The sequence below is a fragment of the Candidatus Pelagibacter sp. HIMB1623 genome (assembly GCF_052047695.1).
Classification (GTDB): Bacteria; Pseudomonadota; Alphaproteobacteria; order Pelagibacterales; family Pelagibacteraceae; genus Pelagibacter.
On sequence record NZ_JBNAJN010000012.1, the window covers coordinates 83412 to 109257 of the forward strand.

Here is a 25846-nt window from a genome sequence, read left to right on the forward strand (position 1 = left end):
AAGCATATTTTTAAACTGGAGAAAATACAATGAGCAAAATTGCAATTATTGGAGCAGGACCTTGTGGTCTCTCAATGTTAAGAGCATTCGAACACCTTGAAAATAAAGGTGAAAAAATTCCTGAAATAGTTTGTTTTGAAAAACAAGAAGATTGGGGAGGTTTGTGGAATTATAATTGGAGAACAGGTAGTGACCAATATGGAGATCCAGTTCATAATAGCATGTATAGATATTTATGGTCCAATGGTCCTAAAGAATGTTTAGAGTTTGCAGATTATTCTTTTGATGAACATTTTGGGCAGCCAATTCCTTCTTTTCCTCCAAGAGAAGTTTTACAAGATTATATTCTTGGAAGAGTAAGCAAAGGCAAAATTAAAAATAAAATAAAACTAAACACAAAAGTAACCAATGTCACTTTCAACAATGAAAAATTTGAAATAACTTATCAAGACAAAGTAAAGGATGAAATTTCAAAGGATACATTTGATTATTTGGTTGTTTCTACTGGTCATTTCTCAGTTCCTTTTATTCCTGAATATAAAGGAATGAATTCTTTTCCAGGAAGAATAATGCACTCACATGATTTTAGAGATGCAGAAGAATTTAGGGGAAAAGATGTAATAGTTTTGGGAAGTAGTTATTCAGCAGAAGACGTTGCGCTGCAATGTAATAAATATGGTTCTAAAAGTGTAACTATAGGATATCGAAATGCGCCTATGGGATTTAAATGGCCTAAAGGTATGAAAGAAGTTCATTATCTAGATAGATTGGAAGGAAAAAAGGCAATTTTTAAAGATGGTACTGAACAAGATGCTGATGCAATAATTTTGTGTACAGGCTACTTGCATCACTTTCCATTTTTAGATGAAAGCATAAAGTTAAAGACACATAACAGATTGTATCCACCGAAATTATATAAAGGTGTTGTTTGGCAGGATAATCACAAACTTTTATATCTTGGTATGCAAGACCAATTCCATACTTTTAATATGTTTGATTGCCAAGCTTGGTTTGCAAGAGATGTAATTATTGGGAAAATTCAAATGCCAAGTGCAGATGAAATAAATAAAGATATCAACAAATGGGTTGCTATGGAGGAAAAATTAGAAAACCCTGATCAAATGATTGATTTTCAAACTGAGTACACGAAAGAACTTCATGATATGTCTGATTATCCAAAAATAGATTTTGAACTAATCAGAAAACATTTCAAAGAGTGGGAGCATCATAAAGTAGAAGACATCTTAACTTACAGAAACAAATCGTTTTCATCACCTGTTACAGGTTCTGTTGCACCTATACACCATACTCCATGGGAAACTGCGATGGATGACTCGATGAAGACTTTTTTAAATAAATAATTAATAGTTAAGTTTTAATTTTTTATTTTTTGTGATTGCACTTAATAGTGCATGCATAAGTGGTATTTTATTTTTATTAATTTTTTTCAATATGTAGGGTGCAATCTCTCTAGCCAGATCTGCGCCCTCAACTGTATCATTTTTCATAAACTTATTTTTTGCAATTTTAAAAGTATAGCCTTTTCCCAAATATTCGCCCATTTTGCTATTTCTTCCTCCAACTGCACTAACATATAAGTCACCCACTCCAGCTAACCCGTGAACTGTTTCTTTTTTACCTCTGAAATATTTTATTAAATATTCCATTTCATCTAATGATTTTCTAAATAAAGCTGAAGCAGTATTTTCACCTTCACCTGATCCAATAATCATTGAATATATATTTTTAATTGCAGATGAAAATTCAACGCCTTTTACATCGCTTGAATATTCTGTTTTGTAATATTTAGTTGAGATTAATTTTCCTATGTTTTTTGCGATATTAATATTCTTATCTGCTATCACAGTGTAACTTTTGATTTTTTTTGTCAACTCTTTTGCTAAACAAGGTCCTTTTAATACTGAAATATTTAAATTTTGATTTCCTTTGCTTAGTTGTTCCGACATAGTAATAATTTTTTTATTATTTCGATCATATTTAAGACCTTTGGTCAAAACGAGAATAGAAACTTTTTTCTTTATATTTTTTAAATGCTGTCTAACCATTTCAATTCCAATAGAACTTACTGCAACAACAACTAAATCCCATTTTTCATTAAGTAATTCTGATGAAAATTTTTTGATAGAAACTTTTTTTGATAATTTAAGTTTTAATGCTGGATGAAATTTTTTTTTTGTTATTAATTTATTTAAGAGATCTTTGCTGTAAGGCTCGGTTAAAGTTACTTTATGATTATTGTCAGCAAGAGGAAAAGTAAATGCAGCACCCATTGCACCCGCTCCTATTATTAAAACTTTTTTCATAAGAATGATTACGCTAATGTTTTTTTAATTGCTAGTTTCCACCCCGCTAAAAGTTCGTTTCTTAATGTTTTTTTAATATTTGGAGAGAAAACACGATCTTTTTTCCACATATTTTTGATTTGATTTAATGATTTATATTCTCCTATTTGAAGTCCAGCTAACAAAGCTACACCCAAAGCAGTTGTCTCTAATATTTTTGGTCTAACTACTTTTAAATTAATAATGTCAGCTAAAAATTGTGTAAACCAATTATTTGCAACCATTCCACCATCTACCTTAACTATTCTTGGTTTCAAACCATCCTTGTTCATTGAATCAAACAAATCAAAACTTTGATAACCAACAGATTCTACTGTTGCTCTCACTATACTTTTCCAATCACTGTCTCTTGTTAGTCCTGTAATTACTCCTCTTGCATCTGGTCTCCAATAAGGTGCCCCCATTCCGCTAAAAGCTGGTACAACAAAAACACCATCATTAATTTTAGATGACTTTGAAATTTTTTCTGTTTCAGGTGCTTTATTAATTAATTTTACTTTATCTCTTAGCCATTGTACTCCTGCGCCAGCTATAAAAATTGAACCTTCTAAGGCGTAAGTATTTTTATTATTTAATCGATAACAAATGGTAGTCAGTAATTTATTTTTTGAATTAATTTTCTTTGGACCGGTATTCATAATAACAAAAGCACCGGTACCATACGTACTTTTTATAGATCCTTTTTCAAAACAAGTTTGTCCAAATGCTGCAGCTTGTTGATCGCCAAGAACTGCAGAAATTGAAATTTCAACTCCTGTAATTTTTTTATCTGTTTTTCCAAAATTATCTGCTGAGTTTTTAACTTCTGGTAAAATTTTATGAGGAATATTTAGTTTTTTTAAAATTTCTTTATCCCATTTATTATTATTAATATTATACAGCATTGTTCTGCTTGCATTAGATGCTTCTGTTAAATGCTGCTTACCTTTTGTTAATTTCCAAATCAAAAATGTATCTACAGTCCCAAATAATAAATCATTTGAACTAAGAAGTTTTTTTGAAATTTTAACATTATCTAAAATCCATTTAATTTTAGTTGCTGAAAAATATGGATCTATAAATAATCCAGTTTTATTTCTAAATGAATTTTCATAATTTTTTTTCTTAAGTAATTTACAGTAGTCTTGAGTTCTTCTATCTTGCCATACAATTGCATTATAAATTGGCTTTCCTGTTTTTTTATTCCATAGAATTGTAGTTTCTCTTTGATTTGTAATTCCGATTGTGAGTATGTGGCCTTTTAATTTTTTTGCTTTATTTATTACTTGTTTTAAAGCGCTAAGTGTTGTGGACCAGATCTCATTTGGATTATGTTCAACCCAGCCATTTTTTGGAAAATATTGTTTAAATTCATATTGTGAAACAAAAACAATATTACCTTTTGTATCAAATAAAATTACTCTTGAAGATGTCGTTCCTTGATCGATGGAAATAATAAATTTTTTCAATGGACTAAGCTATACCTAAGTGTTTTTTTCTTTTCTCAACCCAAGTTCTGATTAAATTATCAAAAATCAATCCTATGAAAGCAACACAGATACCTAGTGTTAATCCTATTCCAGCTCCATTTTTATCTGACAATGCTTTTAAAATATATTGTCCTAAATCTTCTGTTCCAATAAAAGCTCCAATTATGACCATAAATAAAGCAAATACGATTGTTTGATTTATTCCAAGCATCATATGTGGGAAAGCTAATGGAAATTCAATCTTAGTTAATCTTTGAAATTTATTAACACCAGACATCGTTGCTGCTTCATGCAAACCAGCAGGTACACTTCTTAATCCTTCAATAGTGTATCTGGTTGCTGGAATTGTTGCGTAAACAATTACTGCAATTAAAACTGAAGTATCTGTAATTCCAAATAACATCATTACTGGAATTAAGTATACAAACGATGGGAACGTTTGAAAAATATCACAAACCCCTAACATAAACGCTGCAGACTTTTTATTTTGGAAACATAAAGTTCCAACTGTAAAACCTATTATGCAAGAAACTACTACTCCAAAAGTTGCCATGTATAATGTAACCAATGCTCTATCCCACCATGGACTTAATGCTATAAATAAAGTTAAAGCGGCAACAACTAATGCTGATCTAATTCCTCCAATTAGATAACCAGCTCCTACAGCTAATACTAAAGTGGCAACAGCTGGCATTCTTAAATATAAAGCTCTCATTGGTTGAAGCACTTCTGTAATTAACCATGTATTAAATGCTTTTATGTAAACAAAGAATGTATCAAAAATCCAATCAACACCCTTGTTCCAAAAATCAGCTGTTGAAAATCCTTTGTTGTGCGGAACTTCAAATAAATAATTAAATGTACCTTTGAAAACAAAAGTACCGATATAAGCAAGAACAATTCCAACAACTACTGATCCACCAAAAAATATAATATTTTTATTTCTTTGGAAAAAAGTAAGATTGCCGAAATAATCTTGTTGTTGATTTGCCCACGCTAATGACATTTTATCTAATAGAATTGCAATCAAACTAATACATAAACCTGCCTCAAGAGCGAGACCAATGTTAAGTTGGTTTAAAGCAAGCAATAGATTAAATCCTAGACCTTTAGCACCAATAAACGCAGAGATTACTGCCATAGAAAAACAAACCATAATTACTTGGTTAACTCCTATTAAGATATCTCTTCTTGCGGTTGGAATAAGTACTTTAGTCATTAACTGCCAATTTGTGCAACCACTCATTCTTCCTGCTTCGATCACCTCTGGAGGAACTGCTCGTAGTCCAAGAATGGTTAATAAAATCATTGGAGGAACTGCTACTACCATTGTAATTATTACAGCTGCATGATCACCAACGCCAAATAGAACAAGTGCAGGAACTAATACTGCATATTGAGGCATAGTTTGCATCACTAAAAGAATTGGATACAAAGCATTTTCAACTCTTTTACTTTTGTAAGCAGCAATACCTAGACTGATACCAAATGCAAATGACAAAGGAACAGCCACTAATATAAAAGAAAGTGTTTGCATTGAAGGTTTCCACTGACCAAAGATTGAAATATAGACCATTGTTAAACCTGCAAATAAAGCAAGTCCTATACCACTTAGTTTATATGCAAGTATTGTTGCTCCGGCTGCAACGATAGTCCAAGGTAAACCTGGTAATTCTAACCAAGGATAAGCATCAATAAAATCCCAGCTAGTGAACGCAACTATAGTTTCTAATCCACCAAGTAAAATTTCTCTAATCAACTCAATCAAAAACGTCATAAAAGACGTTAAATTTCTACTTATCTCTAATAACAGCGGTCTTGTTTTAAACTCTTGAGTATCTTCATTCCAAAACTCCATTGGCATCCACTCGTTCATTAAGAAAAATAAAGAGTCGTTTATCCAGATAGGCAACCAACCAAGTAAAGGTGGTAGTCTCCAAAACACATCAAACGCATAATAACGAACTTCTTTACCTAGAAAAAAATAAACACTTTGGTTAGGATCTTTTACAAATTCTGCTTGGCCTCTTATAAATTTATAAGTTTCAGGAACATCTATTGCAAAACATAGAGAAAAAAATACAACCAGCAAAAATATCCATTGAAACAACTTTGGGTATTTTTTTAAATATTCCATGGTCTAGCTACTATTTTTTCTTCCTCCAAAAACTGTATCAATGATTGTTGAAGGTTTTATTGAACCAATAATATTGTTATTGGAGTCAACCACTCCTACAATTTTTTCTTGGGTAAGAATTTTTTCTGCAACATTTTCGATAATGTCATCTTTTGAAACTTTTAAATCTCCTAAATTATCTTTATTTGAACTATCCATCACATCTTCAATAACTAAAACTTTTTCTCTTGGAACTTCTTCAGTAAATTTTCTTACATATTCTGTAGCTGGATTTAAAACAATGTTAGCAGGTGTATCTAGCTGTTCTATAATACCATCTTTCATAATCGCAATTCGATCCGCTAATTTTAAAGCTTCATCAAAATCATGAGTAATAAACATAATTGTTTTTTGTAATTTTTCTTGAAGTCTTAAAAATTCATCTTGCATTTCTTTTCTTATTAATGGGTCTAATGCTGAAAATGGTTCATCTAAGAACCAAATATCGGGTTCCACCGCTAAAGATCTAGCAATCCCAACTCTTTGTTGTTGACCTCCTGAAAGTTCTCTTGGAAAATAATTTTCTCTTCCATCAAGTCCAACTAGTTTGACCATTTCCATTGCTCTACTAATACTGTCTTCAGTTTTAATACCCTTTATCTGAAGTGGGAAAGCAATATTTTCTACAACTGTTTTATGAGGCAACAAAGCAAAGCTTTGGAAAACCATTCCCATTTTATTTCTTCTAAGCTCAATTAATTCTTTATTGTTTAATTGAAGTAAGTCTTGGCCTTCTATAAAAATTTTTCCTCCAGTTGCATCTGTTAATCTTGAAATACATCTTAGTAATGTTGATTTACCTGAACCAGATAAACCCATTACTACAAGCATTTCTCCTTTTGCAACTTCAAACGAAGCGTTGTTAACTCCAACTATGCAACCGTTTTCTTGAAATGTTTTTGCATCTACATTACCGTTAGATTCTTCAAGCATTTTTTTGGCATTCTCACCAAAAATTTTATAAACTGACTCACACTTAATAACGGTCTCAGACATAAATCTTTTCAAAGTTATATGAAATTCAATAAAATTTAAATGTTAATTATTGTAACCTTTCATCATTAAAAATTCTTAATATAGTAAACTCTTGTATCAATACCTGTGCTTAAAAAACTTAAGGCTTCTCCACTGACAGTGATACTTTCATCAATTCCTACATTGTTTCCACTTACAGTAAAACCTGCATAACACTTGCCTTTTTCTTGATCCCACTTAACAAATGTTTCATCAATTTTATTTCCATTTTTTGTGTAAATCTCATGTGCTCTAAAATTTAAAAAATTAGCTCCCATAATTGCACGTTGTGGAATTAATTTTGTAGCTTTACATACTTGTTCATACACTTCATCAGTTAATCTGTAATGATCAGTTCCATCGAACGATACTAATATTCCTGAAGGTAATTTAGATATTAATTCACTTAGTTTTCTTTCTTCAGCAATTCTTTGTTCTTCTAATTTCATTTTTTCTACAAGCTCATCTCCCCCTCCAAATATTCCATTTAAAACAGCAAAAAAAGCTATCACTATTGCTGTAACAATAACTAATCCAATAAATTGCTTTGTTGAGTTTGAATTGTCTTCAGTTTTATTTAAACTATTTTCTTTTGACATTACTCTTGTAACTTTCCGTTTACCCAAGTGCCTGATTTTTGTTTACCATCTGCCCAAGTAAATGTTCCTTGTCCATTCATAAAACCTTTGGACCATTCACCGTCATAAGTAGATCCATCTGGAAAAGTCAAAACTCCTTTTCCGCTCCATTGACTATTTTTAAATTCACCTTTGTAAATATATCCGTTAGGCCATGTCTCAACTCCTTGGCCTTCTTTTTTTGTTGCAACCCATTCACCTTCATAAGTTGTCTTATCGGTATAAATCCATTTACCAAAACCATTTTCACAGTTTCCTTCTTTACATCCTGTACTTCGAGCAAATGCAGATGAGTTAATTAAAGAAATTAAAAATATGAAAATTAGAAATTTTTTCATTTTGTCACTTTACACAAATTACAATAAAAAAAAATCCCCCCCAAACAAGTTGGGGGAGATTTTAATTTTTTTAACTTTTACCCTTATTTAGTAAAAGGTTTCCAAACTGACTCGTTGTCAGCTAACCATTTTTTAGCTGCATCTTCGTGAGTCATTTTATCAACATCAACTAAAGCTGCCATCGCACCAATGTGACTTGTTGAGAATGACATCTTTTTAAATGCTGCTGCTGCATCTGGGTGAGTTTTTGGGAAATCCTCATGAACAGCTTTTTTCAAGTATCCATCAGGAGAACCACATTTACCATCACCACCATCTTCCGGTCTGCAACCTGCTGTGTAAGGAGGGAAGTCAATAAATGTGAAACCAGCACCATCTGTAAAGTTTGGTGTCCAGTTAAAGATTATAGTTCCTCTTCCTTCTTTTTCAGCAGCTGCTAATTCAGCCCAAAGTGCATCTGCACCTCCAGCAAATTTAACCCACCAAAGATCACCTAAACCTAAAGCTTCAATTCTTTGTGGAATTAAATCACCGTGCCAACTTTGAGGTCCTTCCAACATTCTTCCTTTTCCATCTGGAGAGTCAGGTGTTGTAAAGTTTTTAGCACAGTCTGGATTTTTTAAAGCTGTCCAATCTGGTAGACCTGGGCACAAACCTTTTTCAACAACCCAGTTCGGGTAACCCATATCTTCAAGAGTTCTTGCCTCATGATCACCCCAGTCAAGTAAACCACCTTTGTCTAAAGCAGTAGTAAATGACTTACCGAATGCAGACTCCCATACTTCGTGAGAAATAGTTACGTCTCCAATTCTGATTGATTCATAAACTGCTTGTGAGTCAGCGTTTACATATTTTACGTTGTTACCCATGCTTTCAAAAATTCCACCAATAACGTAAGCCATTACAATTTGAGATGACCAGTTATGAGTTGGGATTACGATGGGCTTTTTGCTATCAGCGTTAGAAATTCCTGAGAAACTTACTACAGAAATAACTAGAGCAGATAATAATGACATTATTTTTTTCATTTTTTTCCCCTCTATTAATATTAATAACGACACTCTATGTTAAAACGAATAGCTAGGTAAAGAATTATTAGTTCTAAAAAATATATATATATTTAATCAATAAAAATGATGATAAAAAATATATCAATATTAAAAAATTTTAAAAATGTTTGGAACAAGTAAAGACATTAAAAATCCTGGATTAAATATTTTACCACCTGGGGTTGAAAGACATATTGTAAATGGCGGCGCTCTTACTGCTTTTCAAATTTTTCCAGACGATGAAATAGAAATTATTAATGATGAAGGAAATCAAATTTGTGAAATAATTTGTTTTAATAAAGATGGAAAGTCAGAATTAGGAATTTTAAATTTAAAAGAAAACAGTCAAAAAAATTTTATAAGAGACATTTTAAATAGAAAAGATGAAACAATCTTAGCAACAAATTATCAATTAAAAAAAAGAAACTTAAATATAAAAGAATCTAAATCGTCCATAATTTTTGATCTTGATACAAAAGCTGAAGAAAAGATTAAACTTAAATCAAAAGATAAATGTTATGCAATCTTTGCTGCACCTGGCGAAAATATGGATGTTACCAAACAAAATCCACCGACAGATTTAACTATATTTATTAAAAGAGCAAAAATTACAAATGATAAAGAGCTAAGCGTTATACCTGATCCAGTTTTTGAACCACTTTATGAAGAAAACATAGATAAAGAAACATCAACATCTTACCAAGTTAAAGAAGGAGATTACATTCAAGTTATAAGTCCAACTGGGAGACAATGTTCAGACTTTGTAGCATTTGATACAAAAAAATTAGAAAAAGGAATTGAAAAAGGATTGGATTGGCAAACTACTAGAACTTTTATGGGAAACACTTTTCCTGGTCCTGGATTACATTCAAAATTTTATGATACTGATCATGAACCCTTAGTAGAAGTAATAAGAGATACCGTTGGTAAACATGATACTTTTAATCTTGCATGCACTTCAAAATATTATGAAGATGCAGGTTACTTTGGTCATCCTAATTGCTCTGACAATTTAACTGAGAGTATGTCTAAATATGGAGTTCAAAAACAAAAGGGATGGCATGCAATTAATTTATTTTTTAATACTTCGGCTGCTGGATTAAACTCGGTAATATCAGACGAATCTTATTCTAGACCAGGTGACTATGTAATGTTTAGAGCGTTAAAAGATTTAACAATAGGTACTACCGCTTGTCCTAGCGATATTGATGCTTGTAATTCATGGAATCCTACTGAAATTTTTGTTAGAACTTATGACAAAAATAAAGAATTTAGAAAGTCATTTGCTTTTCGAATGAAAACAGATTCAGAAAAAAAATTAACAAGAAATTCAGGTTTCCACGAACGCACTTCTCAACTAACAAGAAATTTTGTTGATGCGAGAGGTTTTTGGCTTCCAAATGATTATACGAAACACGGAATAGTAAATGAATATAATGCCTGTAGAAACGATGCGGTATTAATTGATTTATCTTCACTTAGAAAATTTGAAATAATAGGTCCAGACGCTGAAGAATTATTAAACTACACACTTACAAGAAACATCAAAAAATTATCAGTTGGCCAAGTTGTATATTCTGCAATGTGTTATGAAAATGGAATGATGTTTGATGATGGAACATTATTAAGATTAAGCGAAACAGGATTTAGATGGATTTGTGGTGATGAGTATGCTGGAGAATGGTTAAAAGAAATAGCGAAGAAAAAAAATTTTAATGCAAATGTTAAAAATTCAACAGACCAAATCAGTAATGTTTCTATACAAGGTCCAAAAAGTAGAGAAATTTTAAAAAAGATAATTTTTACACCACCTACTCAACCATCTATTGATGAGCTTGGTTGGTTTAGATTTACAATTTGTAGAATTGAAGAATTACAAGGTATTCCATTAATCGTTTCCAGAACAGGTTATACAGGTGAGCTTGGTTATGAAGTTTGGTGTCATCCAAACCATGCTCCTGAGGTTTGGGATAAGTTAATGGAAGCGGGAAAAGATGATGGATTAATTCCTGCTGGTTTTGCTGCTCTTGATAAACTTAGAATAGAAGCTGGATTAATTTTATTTGGAAATGAATTTGATGGTCAACAAGATCCCTTTGAAGCAGGAATTGGATTTGCGGTTCCTTTGAAAACTAAAGAAGAAGATTTCATTGGTAAAGAAGAATTGATTAAAAGAAAAAACAATCCACAAAAAAAATTAGTTGGCTTAGAATTAATTGGAAAAGAAATTGCTGGGCATGGTGATTGTGTTCATATTGGCAGAGCTCAAGTAGGTGTTGTTACAAGTGGATGTCTATCATCAACTCTAAATAAAAATGTAGCCTTGTGTAGAATTGATGCTCAATACTCAGAAATTGGAACAGAAGTTGAAGTTGGAAAAATAGATGGTCACCAAAAAAGAATTAATGCAAAAGTTGTTGGGTTTCCATTCTACGATCCAACTAAATCTAGAGTAAGATCTTAAAAAAATGCCAAAAGAAAAGAAGACCCTTTTAGATTTTTGGGAAGAGCAAATGAAACAATCTCATACTTCTAGTAATTATTTTTTCAGAAAGTCACCTTCTCATTATCATATGATGTTGTTAGTTATGTCTGCATTTAAAGAAGGCTCAAAATTATCTGTTGAAGAATTAAAAACAAAATTATTTAAAACATCTAGGCCAAAATCAGCATTAATAATTACTGAAGCTTGTGAAAAAGGATTCTTTAAACTAGAAAAAACTTCAACTGATCAGCGAATTAAAAATATAGTCCCAAGTGAGTCATTTATTAAAGAATTTAATGACTACTTAGAAACACTAAAAAACATCAGTTATTAATTCATTTTTTGATTTATATAAAAAGTATCTAATTTTTATATATAATTTTTACTTCTATAAATAATTATATTAATTAACATTATCAAAAAATAATGTTTTGATATGACGACATTACCCTCAAAAGCAAAAGTAGTGATAATCGGTGGTGGTATTCACGGTTTGAGTACTGCATGGAAACTTTCAGAAACTTACAAAAATCCTGGTGACATAGTTGTTTTAGAGAAAAAAGATACAGCTGCTGGTGCGAGTGGAATTGCATGTGGAGTTGTTAGAAATAATTATTTTCAGCCAGCAATGAGAGAATTGATGGCTCATTCAGTTTCAGTTTGGGAAAGTGATCCTAAAGCATTCAAATATAATCCAGTTGGATACTTACAAATATCTCCAGAGGTAATGCATGAAGATGTTGCAAGTATTTATGAGCAACAAAAAGCAATTGGATATGAGTCAGTTTTTATTGAAGGTGAAAAAGATTGCACTAATTACATGAAGGGAATTTTTGATGATTGGCAAGCTCAAGGTATCACTTCTGTTCTTCATGAGAAAAAAGGTGGATACGCATTTAATAAAGATTCAATTAAAGCCCTTGAGAGTAAATCTACATCTAATGGTGTGCAAGTTATGAAAGGTGTAAGAGTAACAGGTTTTAAAAAAGGAAGTAACAGTCAAGCAGTAACTGGTGTTGAAACCGACAAAGGAACTATTGAGTGCGAACAAGTAGTTGTTGGTGCAGGACCATGGGCAAGAGATTTTTGGAATATGTTAGAGTTACCAAAGACAGCTCACATAAAAGGTAAAGATGGTAAGATGCATGAAACTGATATGTGGACTTACTGGATGCTTCAAGAAGGAGTAATTGGAGTTGAGCCAGATTTCTTAAAAACAAATGATGGTAAACAACCGCCTGTAGTTCACGTTGACTCAACAGCACCTTTGTACTCTGACAAAACAAAAAAATTATTAACAGATAAAATTTGGGGAATTTATTATAAACCTGATATTGAAGGTTTGGGTGTACAAGGTGGAACTTCTCCTTACATTGTTAAAAAACATTTTGATGAAGTAAATGTTGATCCTTATGGAATTGAATCTCCAGAGTATCAAACAACAGATGCTTTTAGTGAAATGTGGTGTTCAGCACTTGCGCACTGCCAAAAAAGATTTGAAGGAAAATCAGATTTATACAGAAAAGGACCATCGGGTGGTTTAGGCTGTATGACACCTGACTCTTTTCCTATCTTCGATAGATTTTTTGAAAACGTTTACATGATTGCTGATGCTAATCACGGATATAAAATGATTGGTGTTGGTGAACTTGTTGCAAAAGAAATTCTTGGTACTGAAAGTGATTTATTGAAGCCGTTTAGATTCAACCGTTACGAGAAGGGTGAACTTCATCCGACTTCTAACAGTCCGTTCCCTTGGAGTTAAACTCTAAGCCTAGACACGAATAAAGTTTTCAGCTACGCTTGAATATTTAATAATTCATTGAGGGGTGAAAATGACGGATCTAGAAAAACATGTTAACCAGCCAGGTAGAGCTAAACTAGTAAAAAAAGTTCGAGAAAAAATTAACGAACTTGGGATAACTTATATTTATTATCAATTTATTTCTGTAACAGGAAGAGTCGTAGGTAAAGGTATACCTGCAGATCACTGGGAAAGAACAGCAGAAAAAGGATTTCAATTAGTTTACGGAGCAACAGCAAACTTATTTTTAGATCGTCATAATAACTATATTGGTTATGGTCCAGAGGCTATGGAACTTGTTGGAATTCCTGATCCAGAAACTTTTGTTCAACTACCTTGGGACAAAAGAGTTGGAAGAGTTTTTGTAACATGTTTTAGAAACAGAGAAGAAAGAAAAAATCCAGGAGGTCACTTAACTTCAGACTGTAGAGGAAATCTAAGAATTTTCATGGATGAATTTAAGAAAAAACATGGTCTAGAATTAAGAGTTGGTACTGAGCCTGAAATGATGTGGTTAACAAAAAATGAGGATGGAACCCCTACAGGTAAAGGTTTTTCTAAACCATTCTGTTATCACATTGATCAATTTGAGTCGTTGAGACCAGTATTTATGAAGGTAATTGAATACGCAAAAGCGATGGGTCTTGATATGATTCAAGGGGATCACGAAGATGCACCAGGTCAATTAGAATTAAACTGGACTTATGATAACGTTTTAAGAAACGCAGATAGATTATCAACATACAGACAAATTTGTGCTCAAGTTGCAAGAGAACATAACTTGATAGCTTGCTTTATGACTAAACCTTTCATGGGAGTTTCTGCAAGTGGATGTCATACTAATATGTCTCTATGGAAAGGTGGAAAAGTTAAAGTAAACAAACTTGGAAACAAAAAACTTCCAGGTGTTGAAGAAGTATTTAGTTACGTTGAAGGTGGAACAAATACTTTTATGCCTGATACTAAAGATATGCAATTACCAGGTAAAATTGGTTTGCAATCAATTGCGGGTATCATGGAACACTTGCCAGCACTAACAGCATTAGGATCTTCTACTGTTAACTCTTATAGAAGATTATGGGACCAAGGTTTCTGGGCACCAGTTTATGCTGACTGGGGATACCAAAATAGAACTTGTGGATTAAGAGTTTCTGCACCAGGTAGATTTGAATACCGATCAGTAGACTCTATGCATAATCCATACTTATTAGGTGCAGCATTACTAAAAGCATGTGATCATGGAATTAGTAAAAAATTAAAACCAGCTGCTCCTGAGTCTAGAAATATTTACGAAGCTCAAAAAGCTGGTAAAGATGTTAAAAAACTTCCATTAAGTCTTGGTGAAGCTTTGGCTAGACTTGCAGAGGATGAGGTTATCAAATCTGCAATGCCAGATGAAATGTATAAAGTTTTCCACTGGTACAAAAATGATGAGTGGGAAAGATTCTTGGGTGCTACTACTCAATGGGATCTGGATACTTATCTTGATTGCTTACCGTAGGTCGTTAATTAATAGATAGATAGAAAGGTATAAAGGATATGTGTGGGATAGCAGGATTAATTCATAGAGGAAAATCCTCAAATGTTGGAAGCGAATTACAAGGAATGCTTCAAGCGTTAAAACATAGAGGTGAAGACTCTACTGGGTATGCTTTGTATGGAGATACAGACGGCAAAAATTTCATCATGCGTTTTAAAGTTGGTGAGAACGTTGGAGAAGGAAGTTCATCAATTATGGAAGATGTTTCTGTATATGATGAAAGAAAAAAAGTTGTAGATCAAACTTTAGCTGAAATGGGAGCTAAAGTTGTTAAAGAAGAAAGAACACTTCCCTACTCTTTAAGATATGAAATTGATTACAATGCAAAAGATTTGTTAGATTTTTCTCAAAGAATAGAAAGCATTCCGGGTGTAGAGATTTTATCTATGGGTAAATCATTAGAGGTTATTAAAGATTTAGGTAACGCGAAAATGGTTTGTGATAGATATAGTCTAGATAAACTTGTTGGAACTCATGCAATAGGTCATGCTAGAATGGCAACTGAGTCTGGTGTTGATATCAAATCTGCCCATCCTTTCTGGGGCTATCCTTTTAGTGACGTTTCTGTAGTTCACAATGGTCAGTTAACCAACTATTGGAACAATAGAAGAGTTTTAGAAAATAAAGGAATGAGATTTATGTCTGAGTGTGACTCAGAACTAATCGCAGTTTATCTTGCAGAAAAAATGAGAGATGGAGCAACTTTAGAAGAAGGTATGAAAGAGAGTTTAACTGGTTTAGACGGAGTATTTACTTACTTCGTGGCGACAAAAGACTCTTTAGGTATGGCTAAAGACACTATGGCTGCAAAACCTTTAGTTTTATATGAGTCAGATGATTTAGTTGCAATGGGATCAGAAGAAATAGCTATTAGATCTGTATTACCACAAGAAATAGACACATATGATCCATTTGATGGGGAGGTAAAAGTATGGCAAATCTAAAAACTGTATCTAAAAAATCTAAAGCCCAATCTATGGGTATGCATACTGAGGTTTTAACAGGAAGAACTCAACAAAAATTCTTTAATCCTGATGAAGCTGAAAACTTTTATTATTTTGGAACATACGATGTAGATTTTAATAAAAGAACTGAGCTTGATGTAAAAGACATGACAGCTCCAGAAGCTAACAAGGAAATTGATAATTTAATGAGCCAAGGTTACGGAACAATTGTAATCAAAAACCCTCAAGGAAAACACAGTTTAGGTGTTGGTATTTTAAATAAACTTAATTTAATTTTTGAAGGAAGTTTAGGGTATTTTGGAATGGGTTCGTGCGATGGTCCAATCGTTAGAATTAACGGAAGAGTTGGTTGGTCATGTGCTGAAAACCTTATGGCTGGAAAAGTGGTTATTGAAAAAAATGCTGGATCTTGTTTTGGCGCTGCTATTCGAGGAGGAGACTTAATCTGCAAAGGTAGCGTTGGTGCTAGAACTGGTATTGATATGAAAGGTGGAACTATCATTATTGGTGGAGATGCTGGTGCATTCACTGGTTTCATGATGCAGAGAGGAAGAATAATAATTCTTGGTAATGTTGGAATTAATTTAGGAGACTCGATGTACGATGGAACTATTTTTGTTGGTGGTGAAATTGGATCTTACGGAAGTGATGCCGTAGACGCTGAACTAACAGATAGTGACCAAGATTGGTTAAAAAGAAAATTAAAAGTTGCAGAAATTGGTGAAAATTTTGATGTAAGTAAAATGAAAAAAATTGTAGCTGGTAAAAAACTTTGGAATTACGATAATTTAGAACCTACAGAGAAGAAGGGAGCAATTTAATGCCTAAGAAAAAAAGTAAAAAGAATGGTAAAGGCGTTGGTGGAAAAGCTGATGTCCATGTACATGAAGAAGGAAAAAGAAATAAAAGTCTACTAGGACATAATGCTATTTTTACTCCTGAAGTAATAGACGACATTCACATTAAATCTCAATTAGGAAGATACAGAATGCGTGGAATGGCATTAATGAAAAAGATTCCAACATTTGATGATTTGGTATTTTTGCCTGGAACACTTACAAGATTTGTAATCGAAGGTTATAGAGAAAAGTGTGAAACTAAAACTGTAATTGGTCCAAGATGTGAGAACCCAATTGAATTAGATATACCTGTTTACATTACAGGAATGAGTTTTGGTGCACTTTCATATGAAGCAAAAACTGCTTTAGCAAGAGGAGCTACTATGGCGGGAAGCGCTACTTGTTCAGGTGAAGGTGGAATGATACCAGATGAAAGAAGATATTCAGAGAAATGGTATTACCAATGTATTCAATCAAGATATGGTTTTAATCCTCATCACGCTCAATTAGCTGATGGAATTGAAGTATTTATTGGACAAGGGCAAAAAGTTGGTATGGGTGGACACTTAATGGGTCAAAAAGTAACCGACCAAGTTGCAGAAATGAGATCACTACCATCAGGTATTGACCAAAGATCACCTGCAAGACACCCTGACTGGTTAGGTCCAGATGATTTAGCTCTAAAAGTTGAAGAGTTAAGACAATTAACGAAAAATAAAGTTCCAATTCAGTTAAAACTTGGCGCATCTAAAGTTTATGATGATGTGCGTATGGCTGCAAAATGTGATCCAGACTCTATTTATTTAGATGGTATGGAAGGATCTACTGGAGCAGGACCACACATTGCTGCTGCAAACACTGGAATTCCAGGAATTGCTGCTATTAGAGAAGCAAGAAGAGCAATTGATGATGTAGGTAAAACTGGAAAAGTAACATTAATTTATGCAGGTGGAATAAGAGATGGTGCTGATATGGCTAAAGCTTTAGCACTTGGTGCTGATGCAATTGCAATTGGTACAGGATCAATGATTGCACTTAATTGTAATAAAGATATTCCAGAGGCTGATTTCGAAAAAGAAATGGGTGTAAAAGCTGGAGAGTGTTATCACTGCCATACTGGAAGATGTCCAGTTGGTGTTGCCACACAAGATCCTAAATTAAGAGCAAGATTAAATCCTGATGATGCTGCATTGAGAGTATATAACTATCTTCACTCAATGACATTAGAAGCTCAATTGTTAGCTAGAGCTTGTGGTAAGACAAATATTCATTCGTTAGAACCAGAAGATTTAGCAGCTTTAACTTCTGAGGCGTCTGCATTAGCGAAAGTTCCACTTGCAGGTACAAACTACACTGTCGGTGTTGATAACTATCATAAAATATAAGAGGTAACGATGGCTAAAAAGAAAACTAAAAAAACTAAATCAAAAGCTAAGGTTTCAAAAGTCAAGTTTGGAGTAAAAAAACAAACTGCTAGAGAAAAAATGATAGGCCAGTCGATTGGTTATAGATATGACGTTAACCTGTTGCCTGATTATAAGAAAATAACTCCATTCTTAAAAAAATATATTGAGGCAATGGGATGGGATGATTTAAATTGGTTAGAAGATGTGCACATGGGTTATGAAGAAGGAAGACCTGCTGTGTTTTGCAGAAATGCAAATGGATGGGTAACAATTCCAAAATCAATAAAACTTCCTAACAATCAACAAGACAGAGACATGATTGCAAGAGAACTTTTAGTTAAGTTTCAAATGTCTCCAAAACATCCTCTTGTTGATTTGAAAAAAGCATACCTAAAATTTTAAATCACAATCAATAGTTGATTTTAAATCTAAAAACCTAGTGATCTCACTGGGTTTTTAGATCTCTTTATATTTGTAACAAACTCAATAATTTTATAAAGTTTAGCAAAACTAATATGGAGAGAGAAAATGACTGATCAGTTAGCTGCTCTTACTACCATATTTACAGAGTTCTACTATTGGGTAACAGTAGTACTGATGTTTTTAATTCACGTTGGATTCTGTATGTATGAAGTTGGAGCTTCTCGATACAAACACCATCAACATACTCTTATGAAAAACACAATGCTGATACCTTTGGTAACAGTAACTTGGTTTTTATTTGGTTGGTGGATTTACTGGGCTTTTCCAACAGGACCTGGATTAGCACCTTCAATAATGAATGAGAGTACTGCTCTAATCACAGACGAGTCTGCGTTTAGTGCTACTTGGTATACAGCTACAAGTGAACTTATGGCTATCAATCTAGGAGATCACATTTCTGGTGTCTTCTGGGCTGCTTTCCTTCTGTTTTCTTGGACAGCTGCTTCTATCGTTTCAGGAGCAATCATTGAAAGAATTACAACATTTGCATTTGGTGTTTTAGCAATTGCAATTGGATCTGTATTTTGGACAATTGATGCTGCTTGGGGATGGCACTTTGATGGATGGATGCTAAAACTTTTAGGATATCATGATGCATATGCATCAGGAGTAATTCACGCAGTAGCAGGTGGATTTGCTTTAGGTGTTCTTGTGGTTTTGGGTCCAAGAATTGGAAAATTCTCATCAAGTGGTGAACCAAGAAACATTGGGCCTAGAAATCCTTGGCTAGTAACAGTTGGATTATTTTTAATTTACACTGGTTTCTGGGGATTTTATGCTGCATGTAACATTCCAATTTTTGACTTAGGTCCAGAATATGGAATGGAAGGTATATCTTATTGGACAGCTACAAACATATATGTAACTCCTACAACACTTAGTGGTATTACCTTTAACTTCTTGATGTCGTTATCAGGAGGATTATTGGCTGGTTATTGGATTGCTAAAGGTGATCCTTTCTGGACATACTCTAGTGGACTAGCAGGTGTTATCTGTGCTTCAGCTGGAAATGACTTATATCATCCAATTCAATCAATGATCATTGGTATGATCGGTGTTGTGATTGCATACAAACTACATTACTGGGTTGAACGAAAGTTCAAAATCGATGATGCAGTTGGTGCAGTAGCAGTTCACGGTTATGCAGGAGTTGTTGGTCTAATAATTTGTGGTTTTGTTTTATGGGGCTACCCTTCATCTGGTTACAGTGTGGGTGCTATGTGGGATGGAACTACTTATGCAACAATCAATCCTCTTGGACAGTTCATTGGAGCAATAATTATGTTTGTTGTTCTTGGACTAATACCAGGCTATGTCATAGCTAAAGTGCTTCACGGTATGGGTAAATTAAGAATCCCTCGAGAGGTAGAAATAGCTGGACTAGATTATGAAATGATGGAGGCTGCTAAAGAAGATGAAAAAGCAGTTTCATCTGCAACCAGGTAAAGGAGAAATATATGGCTACAGTAACAAACTGGATAGATCACCTTAACAAACCAGCTGAGGAAGTGGTTGGTGCTGTTTACCCTGGTGCTGGATCTAGTGAAGGAATACTGGTAATCATTGCTGTAATCTTATGGATTGGTTGGCATGTCTTAACTGCAAAATCTGAGAGTGATGAACTTTCAAGATTAGCTAAAAAGAAACATGGTGCTAACGACCATAAAAGCAATATTACTGATTGGTAATTAAAATTAAAAGAAGGCGTCACATAATTTGTGGCGCCTTTTTTTTTTGGAAAAAATTATGAAAGATCAAAATAATGAAGAATTAAGACCCTCTAAAATGAGAGGGGTAGCTTTTCCTAAGGCGAAATACGGAGTTATAGCTGCTGTGATAATTATTGTAGTGGTTAATCTAATCTACTATAAGGATTTTTTAATATCTTTATTTAAATAATCTTAAGAAATTATGTGTGGAATAGTTGGAATTTATTTAAAAACAAAAAAATACGAAAAACATTTAGGTAAATTTTTATCTGGAATGCTAGATGGTATGGCAACAAGAGGACCTGACAGTGCAGGATTTGCAATTTACACCAAAGAAAATAATAAAAATTATAAATATTCAATTTGTCTTAACAAATTAGAATTCAGCGAATTTAAAAAAAAAATATCCAAATATCTAAAAGGAATAAAATTAAATAACTACTCAGATCATGTAGTTTTAGAAACAAGAGAGAAACCCGCTAAAACTCTTAATTTACTAAAAGAAAAAATACCTGAAGTTTCTTTGGTTGGTTACGGAAAAAGTATTAATATTTTTAAGCAAACTGGAAATCCTAAAGATGTAGTTAAAAAATTTAAACTTTCCTCTTTTTCTGGAACACATGGAATTGGACATACAAGAATGGCAACTGAAAGTGCAATCACAACTGAAGGGTCTCATCCCTACTCTACATCAGAAGATGAATGTTTAGTGCACAATGGTTCTTTATCAAACCATAACAATGTAAGAAGATCACTAATCAAAGAAGGTCAAAATTTTAATTCAGAAAATGATACTGAGGTCGCAGCAGGATATATTTCAAATCAAATATCAAAAGGCAAAGATTTAGAAAAAACTTTAAAAAATAGCTTAAAAGATCTTGATGGTTTTTATACATTTATAGCAGGAACAAAAAATGGCTTTGCATTGTTAAGAGATGAAATTGCTTGTAAGCCAGCAGTTGTTGCTGAAACAAAAGATTATGTTGCAGTCGCATCAGAATTTCAAGCAATGGCTCATCTTCCAAATGTAAACTCAGCTAAAATTTTTGAACCAAAACCTGGTGTGGTTTATCACTGGTAAAATATGAAGTTTGATTTAAATAAAAAAACACTTAGAGAGGTTAATAATCATCTGCAAAATATTGATCGAAAAAAAAATAATAGAAAATTTGAAATTTTAAATCCTCAAGGGCAACATGCTATATGTGCAGGATTAAAAGATGATATAGATATTAAAATTAAAGGACATACTGGATATTACTGTGCTGGTATGAATCAAAAAGCAAATATTACAGTTGAAGGAAATGTAGGAACTGGCGTTGCTGAAAACATGATGTCAGGTCAAGTTGTTGTAAAAGGAAATGCATCTCAATCTGCAGGTGCAACAGGTCATGGAGGAGTATTGGTTATTGAAGGTGATGCAAGCTCTAGATGCGGAATATCAATGAAAGGTATTGACATTGTTGTAAAGGGTTCTGTTGGTCATATGTCAGCATTCATGGCTCAAAAAGGAAATCTTGTTGTGATGGGTGATGCAGATTCTGATCTAGGGGATTCGATTTATGAGGCTAAAATATTTGTAAAAGGTAAAGTTAAAAGCCTAGGTGCAGATTGTGTTGAAAAGAAAATGGATAAAAAAAATATAGATGAATTAAGTAAACTATTTAAAAAACTTAATATTTCAGAAGATCCTAAAACTTTTAAAAGATATGGATCATCTAGAAAATTATATAATTTTAAAATTGATAATGTTGGATCTTATTAAATGAAAAAAAATCTTAAAGAATTTAAAACATTTCCAAGCTCAACCATTAAAGAGATACAAAGAGCTGCTAATGAAGGAATTTATCAAATAAGAGGTTTAGGAGCTAAACGTAAAGTTCCAGATTTTGATGATTTAGTTTTTTTAGGAGCATCAATGTCAAGATATCCATTAGAAGGTTACAGAGAAACTTGTAATACCTCAGTAGTCTTAGGAGACAGATTTGCCAAAAAACCAATTGAATTAAACATTCCAATTACAATTGCTGGAATGAGTTTTGGGGCCTTAGGAGCAAATGCGAAGGAAGCTCTTGGAAGAGGTGCTTCTGCAATGGGAACTTCTACAACAACAGGTGATGGTGGTATGACTAAAGAAGAAAGAGGTTCATCAAAATATTTGGTTTATCAGTTATTGCCATCAAGATATGGAATGAATCCAGATGATCTAAGAAAAGCTGATGCTATTGAAGTTGTTGTTGGTCAAGGTGCTAAACCAGGCGGCGGCGGAATGCTCCTTGGTCAAAAGATTAATAAAAGAGTTGCCGGTATGAGAACTTTACCTGAGGGAATAGATCAAAGAAGTGCATGTAGGCACCCTGATTGGACAGGTCCTGATGATCTTGAAATTAAAATTCAAGAATTAAGAGAAATAACTAATTGGGAAAAACCAATTTATATTAAAGTAGGTGCTGCTAGACCTTATTACGATACAACATTGGCAGTAAAAGCTGGTGCAGATGTAGTGGTGTTAGATGGAATGCAAGGAGGAACTGCAGCTACTCAAGATATATTTATAGAACACGTTGGAATTCCAACTTTAGGAGCTTTAAGAGAAGCGGTTGATGCACTTAAAGAATTAAATATGCATAGAAAGGTTCAATTAATTGTATCTGGAGGAATAAGAACTGGTGCTGACGTTGCAAAAGCAATGGCATTGGGTGCTGATGCTGTATCTATTGGATCAGCAGCAATGATGGCTCTAAATTGTAATGCTGAATTGTATGTTGATGATTATAAAAAACTAGGAACTGAACCTGGATATTGTCACCATTGTCATACAGGTAAGTGTCCGGTTGGAGTTGCAACACAAGATCCTAAATTAGAAAAAAGATTAGACCCAATAGAAGGTGGAAAAAGAATTAAGAATTATTTAACAACTTTAACTTTAGAGTTGCAAACATTGGCAAGAGCTAATGGAAAATCAGATGTAAGAAACTTAGAACCTGAGGATTTGGCGGCACTAACTGTTGAGGCTGCAGCAATGGCAAGGGTTCCATTAGCTGGTACAGATTGGATACCAGGAAAAAAATAATTGAATTCAACTTTTTAAACAAGTAGGATTAATTATGCCAAAAAATTTATCTCAAATTGCAAAGCAAAAAAAAATAAAATATTTTTTAATTAGTTTTGTAGATCTATTTGGAGTTCTGAGATCAAAATTAGTCCCTGCCCAAGCAATTGGTGAAATGCAAAAAAATGGTGCAGGATTTGCTGGATTTGCAACATGGCTAGATATGACACCAGCTGATAGTGACATGTTCGGTGTGCCTGATCCAGACAGTTTAATTCAATTGCCATGGAATAAAGAAGTTGGTTGGTTAGCATCAGACTTATATATGGATGGTAAACAAGTAAAGGCATCACCAAGAGTAATGCTTAAAGAGCAAATTAAAAAAATGTCTCAAAAAAAATTACAAATGAAATCAGGCGTTGAGTGTGAATACTTTTTAATATCAGAAGATGGAAATTCAATAGCTGATGGAAGAGATATCCAATCTAAACCTTGCTATGACCAGTCTGCATTAATGAGAAGATATGAATTAATCAAAGAGATTTGTGATTGTATGCTTGCTATGGGATGGAAGCCATATCAAAATGACCATGAAGACGCAAACGGTCAATTCGAAATGAATTGGGATTATTCAGATTCACTTGTCACAGCAGATAGGCATGTATTCTTTAAGTATATGGTTAAAAGTTTAGCCGAAAAACATGGTTTAAGAGCAACATTCATGCCAAAACCTTTTCATAATTTAACAGGTAATGGTTGCCATGCGCATGTATCAGTATGGAATGGAAAAAATAATAAATTCTTAGATAAAAAAGATGATCTTGGGCTTAGTAAATTAGCCTACAATTTTTTAGGTGGTATAATGAATAACACTCAAGCTTTGTCTGCTTTTTTTAATCCAACAATAAATAGCTACAGAAGAATTAATGCACCACCAACAAAATCTGGTGCAACTTGGTCACCAAGCAGTATTTCCTATACAGGTAATAACAGAACTCACATGATCAGAATACCGGATCAAGGAAGATTTGAATTAAGATTAATGGATGGGTCTGCTAACCCTTATTTGTTACAAGCAGGAATAATTGCTGCTGGTCTAGAAGGTATAAATAAAAAGCTAAATCCAGGAAAACCACTTCACTGCAACATGTACGAAGATTTTAAAAAATATCCTAATTTAAAAAAATTACCTAATGATATTGAACAAGCCATAAAAATGCTTGAAAAGAGTAAATCTTTATCAAATGCTTTTGGAAAAGATGTTATTGCTAGCTATACAAAATTAAAAAGATCTGAAATTAAAAATTTCAAAAGCTCATCAACTTTTAATAAGAGAAAACCTGTAACTAAGTGGGAAAAAGACAACACCCTAGATTGTTGAAACAATGACTGTTTTATCTAATGGTCATCAATGGAAATTAACTGAATTTGTAGATAATAAAAAATATTCATTTGATAAAGGTCAAATTTTAAACTCATTAACTTCAAAAGACCTGGATGATGCGTACAATTCTATCTCAAAATGGGAAGGATACTCCCCTACACCCTTAATTAAATTAAACAAATTAACAAAAGAATTAAATTTAAAAAATATTTTTTATAAAGACGAAAATAAAAGATTTAATTTAAAATCTTTCAAAGCTCTAGGAGGAGCTTATGCAGTTGAAAAAGTTACTAAAGGAAATAAAGAAATAGTAGTTGCGACTGCTACAGCTGGAAATCATGGTAGGTCTGTTGCTTGGGGTGCAAAAAGATTAGGTTTAAAATGTAAAATTTTTATTAGTGAATTTGTAAGTGATGCAAGGGGCAAAGCTATGGAGGCACTAGGTGCAGAAGTTATAAAAGTTAAAGGCAATTACGAAAATTCTTTGATTGAATGCATAAAACAATCTACAGAAAATGATTGGCAAATTGTTCAGGATGTTGCTTGGAAAGATTATATGCTAGTTCCTAAATATACTATGGCTGGGTATTCAGTTATGATGAAAGAAATAGCTGAACAAATTAATGATGAAAAAATTTCTCATATTATTCTACAAGCCGGAGTTGGTGGTATGGCCGGTGCAATGGTAGCTGGAATTGCAAGATATCTAGATAATATTCCAACGATAATTGTCGTAGAACCAGATAGTGCAGCTTGCGTAATGGAAAGTATTAAAACTGGTAAAATAGAAAAAATTGATATTAAACGAGAAAGTTTAATGGGTGGGATGTCGTGTGGAGAAGTGTCACTTGTGCCATGGGAGATCTTAAAAAACTCGGTTAAACACTGTATAAGTTTACCCGATGATGATATTGCAAAAACTATGAAATTACTTGGAAATGCAAGCTTTAGTGAAGAGAGTATAATTGCAGGTGAAAATGCTGCACCAGGTGTAATTAGTTTAATTGCAAGCTGCGAAGATGAAACAATTAAGACAAAAATTGATCTTAATGAAAATTCTAATGTATTAATTTTTGGTTGTGAGGGCGATACTGATCAAGAAATGTATCAAAAATTAGTAAATCAAAAATAA

The 25846-nt window shown here is 33.1% G+C and carries 24 protein-coding genes; 17 read left to right on the forward strand and 7 right to left on the reverse strand.

Features of this window, described 5'->3' with window-relative positions; all coding sequences use genetic code 11:
* Nucleotides 1-29: 29 nt before the first annotated feature.
* On the forward strand, nt 30-1361 hold the full coding sequence (locus ACTTBN_RS03460; protein WP_440681013.1) for an NAD(P)-binding domain-containing protein: 1332 nt from the start codon (nt 30-32) through the stop codon (nt 1359-1361).
* Here the strand turns inward: ACTTBN_RS03460 and ACTTBN_RS03465 are convergent, their stop codons facing one another.
* The 7 genes from ACTTBN_RS03465 to ACTTBN_RS03495 all read right to left on the reverse strand — a co-directional run bounded on the left by ACTTBN_RS03465 (nt 1362) and on the right by ACTTBN_RS03495 (nt 9026).
* Entirely contained in the window at nt 1362-2324 is a 963-nt protein-coding gene (locus ACTTBN_RS03465; RefSeq protein WP_440681014.1) for a 2-dehydropantoate 2-reductase N-terminal domain-containing protein, read from the reverse strand. It abuts the gene before it with no gap.
* A gap of 8 nt (nt 2325-2332) precedes the next feature.
* Nucleotides 2333-3811: a glycerol kinase GlpK gene (gene glpK, locus ACTTBN_RS03470; protein WP_440681015.1), complete on the reverse strand. Its 1479-nt coding sequence runs from the start codon at nt 3809-3811 to the stop codon at nt 2333-2335.
* A 4-nt stretch (nt 3812-3815) separates the two neighbouring features.
* Complete coding sequence (locus tag ACTTBN_RS03475) at nt 3816-5969, reverse strand: ABC transporter permease (RefSeq protein WP_440681016.1); 2154 nt, start codon at nt 5967-5969, stop codon at nt 3816-3818.
* A gap of 3 nt (nt 5970-5972) precedes the next feature.
* Entirely contained in the window at nt 5973-7004 is a 1032-nt protein-coding gene (locus ACTTBN_RS03480) for a quaternary amine ABC transporter ATP-binding protein (protein ID WP_440633620.1), read from the reverse strand.
* A 65-nt stretch (nt 7005-7069) separates the two neighbouring features.
* On the reverse strand, nt 7070-7621 hold the full coding sequence (locus ACTTBN_RS03485) for a hypothetical protein (protein ID WP_440681017.1): 552 nt from the start codon (nt 7619-7621) through the stop codon (nt 7070-7072).
* Nucleotides 7621-7998 (reverse strand): MORN repeat-containing protein, encoded by a 378-nt coding sequence (locus ACTTBN_RS03490; protein WP_440633621.1) that lies wholly within the window; start codon nt 7996-7998, stop codon nt 7621-7623. The genes ACTTBN_RS03485 and ACTTBN_RS03490 overlap by 1 nt, the downstream gene beginning before the upstream one ends.
* A gap of 83 nt (nt 7999-8081) precedes the next feature.
* On the reverse strand, nt 8082-9026 hold the full coding sequence (locus ACTTBN_RS03495; protein WP_440681018.1) for an ABC transporter substrate-binding protein: 945 nt from the start codon (nt 9024-9026) through the stop codon (nt 8082-8084).
* Nucleotides 9027-9171: 145 nt separating this feature from the next.
* Here ACTTBN_RS03495 and gcvT point away from each other — a divergent pair, with 145 nt between their 5' ends.
* The 16 genes from gcvT to ACTTBN_RS03575 all read left to right on the forward strand — a co-directional run bounded on the left by gcvT (nt 9172) and on the right by ACTTBN_RS03575 (nt 25846).
* Complete coding sequence (gcvT, locus tag ACTTBN_RS03500; protein ID WP_440681019.1) at nt 9172-11511, forward strand: glycine cleavage system aminomethyltransferase GcvT; 2340 nt, start codon at nt 9172-9174, stop codon at nt 11509-11511.
* Between the two features lie 4 nt (nt 11512-11515).
* The gene (locus ACTTBN_RS03505; RefSeq protein WP_440656951.1) at nt 11516-11866 is read left to right on the forward strand and encodes a hypothetical protein; all 351 of its coding nucleotides are present in this window, start codon (nt 11516-11518) and stop codon (nt 11864-11866) included.
* Between the two features lie 102 nt (nt 11867-11968).
* A complete protein-coding gene (locus ACTTBN_RS03510) occupies nt 11969-13297 on the forward strand; it encodes an NAD(P)/FAD-dependent oxidoreductase (protein ID WP_440681020.1) in 1329 nt (442 codons plus the stop codon).
* Between the two features lie 70 nt (nt 13298-13367).
* Complete coding sequence (locus tag ACTTBN_RS03515; protein WP_440681021.1) at nt 13368-14837, forward strand: glutamine synthetase family protein; 1470 nt, start codon at nt 13368-13370, stop codon at nt 14835-14837.
* Nucleotides 14838-14875: 38 nt separating this feature from the next.
* Nucleotides 14876-15820, forward strand: coding sequence for a glutamine amidotransferase (locus ACTTBN_RS03520; RefSeq protein WP_440681023.1), 945 nt, complete (start codon nt 14876-14878; stop codon nt 15818-15820).
* Nucleotides 15808-16662: a GXGXG motif-containing protein gene (locus ACTTBN_RS03525; protein ID WP_428079748.1), complete on the forward strand. Its 855-nt coding sequence runs from the start codon at nt 15808-15810 to the stop codon at nt 16660-16662. The genes ACTTBN_RS03520 and ACTTBN_RS03525 overlap by 13 nt, the downstream gene beginning before the upstream one ends.
* Entirely contained in the window at nt 16662-18065 is a 1404-nt protein-coding gene (locus ACTTBN_RS03530) for an FMN-binding glutamate synthase family protein (RefSeq protein WP_440652227.1), read from the forward strand. Before ACTTBN_RS03525 ends, ACTTBN_RS03530 begins: the two co-directional genes overlap by 1 nt.
* Nucleotides 18066-18074: 9 nt before the next feature.
* Nucleotides 18075-18488, forward strand: coding sequence for a hypothetical protein (locus tag ACTTBN_RS03535; protein WP_075506197.1), 414 nt, complete (start codon nt 18075-18077; stop codon nt 18486-18488).
* Nucleotides 18489-18614: 126 nt separating this feature from the next.
* Entirely contained in the window at nt 18615-20015 is a 1401-nt protein-coding gene (locus ACTTBN_RS03540) for an ammonium transporter (RefSeq protein WP_440681024.1), read from the forward strand.
* Between the two features lie 11 nt (nt 20016-20026).
* Nucleotides 20027-20257 carry a hypothetical protein gene (locus tag ACTTBN_RS03545; RefSeq protein WP_440618156.1) on the forward strand — a complete coding sequence of 77 codons (231 nt, stop codon included), beginning with the start codon at nt 20027-20029 and terminating at the stop codon, nt 20255-20257.
* Nucleotides 20258-20315: 58 nt separating this feature from the next.
* Nucleotides 20316-20468, forward strand: a complete 153-nt coding sequence (locus ACTTBN_RS03550) for a hypothetical protein (protein ID WP_440634356.1) — start codon at nt 20316-20318, stop codon at nt 20466-20468.
* 12 nt (nt 20469-20480) lie between these two features.
* Entirely contained in the window at nt 20481-21359 is an 879-nt protein-coding gene (locus ACTTBN_RS03555) for a class II glutamine amidotransferase (RefSeq protein ID WP_440618154.1), read from the forward strand.
* A 3-nt stretch (nt 21360-21362) separates the two neighbouring features.
* Entirely contained in the window at nt 21363-22043 is a 681-nt protein-coding gene (locus ACTTBN_RS03560; RefSeq protein WP_440681025.1) for a protein glxC, read from the forward strand.
* Complete coding sequence (locus tag ACTTBN_RS03565; protein ID WP_440681027.1) at nt 22044-23351, forward strand: FMN-binding glutamate synthase family protein; 1308 nt, start codon at nt 22044-22046, stop codon at nt 23349-23351.
* Nucleotides 23352-23385: 34 nt separating this feature from the next.
* Nucleotides 23386-24711 (forward strand): type III glutamate--ammonia ligase, encoded by a 1326-nt coding sequence (glnT, locus tag ACTTBN_RS03570; RefSeq protein ID WP_440681028.1) that lies wholly within the window; start codon nt 23386-23388, stop codon nt 24709-24711.
* A 4-nt stretch (nt 24712-24715) separates the two neighbouring features.
* Complete coding sequence (locus ACTTBN_RS03575; protein WP_440681029.1) at nt 24716-25846, forward strand: diaminopropionate ammonia-lyase; 1131 nt, start codon at nt 24716-24718, stop codon at nt 25844-25846.

Excerpts from the sequence above, each read along its gene's own strand:
- ACTTBN_RS03565 (WP_440681027.1), top strand. The coding sequence starts at position 22,044 with ATGAAAAAAAATCTTAAAGAATTTAAAACATTTCCAAGCTCAACCATT.
- ACTTBN_RS03510 (WP_440681020.1), top strand. The coding sequence starts at position 11,969 with ATGACGACATTACCCTCAAAAGCAAAAGTAGTGATAATCGGTGGTGGT.
- ACTTBN_RS03575 (WP_440681029.1), top strand. The coding sequence starts at position 24,716 with ATGACTGTTTTATCTAATGGTCATCAATGGAAATTAACTGAATTTGTA.
- gcvT (WP_440681019.1), top strand. The coding sequence starts at position 9,172 with ATGTTTGGAACAAGTAAAGACATTAAAAATCCTGGATTAAATATTTTA.
- ACTTBN_RS03505 (WP_440656951.1), top strand. The coding sequence starts at position 11,516 with ATGCCAAAAGAAAAGAAGACCCTTTTAGATTTTTGGGAAGAGCAAATG.
- ACTTBN_RS03480 (WP_440633620.1), bottom strand. The coding sequence starts at position 7,004 with ATGTCTGAGACCGTTATTAAGTGTGAGTCAGTTTATAAAATTTTTGGT.
- ACTTBN_RS03465 (WP_440681014.1), bottom strand. The coding sequence starts at position 2,324 with ATGAAAAAAGTTTTAATAATAGGAGCGGGTGCAATGGGTGCTGCATTT.
- ACTTBN_RS03555 (WP_440618154.1), top strand. The coding sequence starts at position 20,481 with ATGTGTGGAATAGTTGGAATTTATTTAAAAACAAAAAAATACGAAAAA.
- ACTTBN_RS03460 (WP_440681013.1), top strand. The coding sequence starts at position 30 with ATGAGCAAAATTGCAATTATTGGAGCAGGACCTTGTGGTCTCTCAATG.
- ACTTBN_RS03520 (WP_440681023.1), top strand. The coding sequence starts at position 14,876 with ATGTGTGGGATAGCAGGATTAATTCATAGAGGAAAATCCTCAAATGTT.
- ACTTBN_RS03475 (WP_440681016.1), bottom strand. The coding sequence starts at position 5,969 with ATGGAATATTTAAAAAAATACCCAAAGTTGTTTCAATGGATATTTTTG.
- ACTTBN_RS03550 (WP_440634356.1), top strand. The coding sequence starts at position 20,316 with ATGAAAGATCAAAATAATGAAGAATTAAGACCCTCTAAAATGAGAGGG.
- ACTTBN_RS03525 (WP_428079748.1), top strand. The coding sequence starts at position 15,808 with ATGGCAAATCTAAAAACTGTATCTAAAAAATCTAAAGCCCAATCTATG.
- glnT (WP_440681028.1), top strand. The coding sequence starts at position 23,386 with ATGCCAAAAAATTTATCTCAAATTGCAAAGCAAAAAAAAATAAAATAT.
- ACTTBN_RS03485 (WP_440681017.1), bottom strand. The coding sequence starts at position 7,621 with ATGTCAAAAGAAAATAGTTTAAATAAAACTGAAGACAATTCAAACTCA.
- ACTTBN_RS03545 (WP_440618156.1), top strand. The coding sequence starts at position 20,027 with ATGGCTACAGTAACAAACTGGATAGATCACCTTAACAAACCAGCTGAG.
- ACTTBN_RS03530 (WP_440652227.1), top strand. The coding sequence starts at position 16,662 with ATGCCTAAGAAAAAAAGTAAAAAGAATGGTAAAGGCGTTGGTGGAAAA.
- ACTTBN_RS03535 (WP_075506197.1), top strand. The coding sequence starts at position 18,075 with ATGGCTAAAAAGAAAACTAAAAAAACTAAATCAAAAGCTAAGGTTTCA.
- ACTTBN_RS03540 (WP_440681024.1), top strand. The coding sequence starts at position 18,615 with ATGACTGATCAGTTAGCTGCTCTTACTACCATATTTACAGAGTTCTAC.
- ACTTBN_RS03515 (WP_440681021.1), top strand. The coding sequence starts at position 13,368 with ATGACGGATCTAGAAAAACATGTTAACCAGCCAGGTAGAGCTAAACTA.
- ACTTBN_RS03490 (WP_440633621.1), bottom strand. The coding sequence starts at position 7,998 with ATGAAAAAATTTCTAATTTTCATATTTTTAATTTCTTTAATTAACTCA.
- ACTTBN_RS03560 (WP_440681025.1), top strand. The coding sequence starts at position 21,363 with ATGAAGTTTGATTTAAATAAAAAAACACTTAGAGAGGTTAATAATCAT.
- ACTTBN_RS03495 (WP_440681018.1), bottom strand. The coding sequence starts at position 9,026 with ATGAAAAAAATAATGTCATTATTATCTGCTCTAGTTATTTCTGTAGTA.